Genomic DNA, 430 nt, shown 5'->3' with positions numbered 1-430 from the left:
GATGACGATCGTGCCGCGCGGATAGCCAGAGAACTCCACCGTCTGCGGCTCGAACTCAGGCCTCGGCTTGAACTTCTTCTTGGTTTCAAGCACGGCGTCCAACGCGCGGGTTTCCGGCAGCATGCTGGCACTGGAGGTGGTCGGCTCGTCGCCGAACAGAACCTGGAAGAAGCCGCCATTGCTGGGACGCGTCACACTGGCGCCTTCGCTGCGCAGTTCGCCATTGTTGCCTTCGCGGACAACCACATCGGCGCCCACGGCAGCAGCTTGCTGAGCCGCGATGCGTTCTGCGGTCATCCCGGCAACCGGCTTGTTCTTCAGGCTGACCGGAATCGGCTTTTCAGCCTCAACGCTGGCAACCTCTACCGGCTTATCGCGAGTCTTGACGGTCCGAGCGGCCTCGCGGCGGGCTTCGGCATCGGCTTTCGCC

General features: G+C 63.7%; 1 protein-coding gene. It reads right to left on the bottom strand.

Going from position 1 to position 430, the window contains the following annotated elements; genetic code table 11:
• Positions 1–430, bottom strand: a 430-nt coding sequence (locus tag D7X99_RS43055) for a hypothetical protein (RefSeq protein WP_199756442.1), incomplete at both ends; no start/stop codon positions are given.

It is taken from the genome of Corallococcus sp. AB032C (genome assembly GCF_003668935.1).
GTDB classification, from domain to species: domain Bacteria; phylum Myxococcota; class Myxococcia; order Myxococcales; family Myxococcaceae; genus Corallococcus; species Corallococcus exiguus.
Note: the sequence above shows the minus strand (reverse complement) of the source record. Positions and strands in the feature narration are given on the sequence as shown.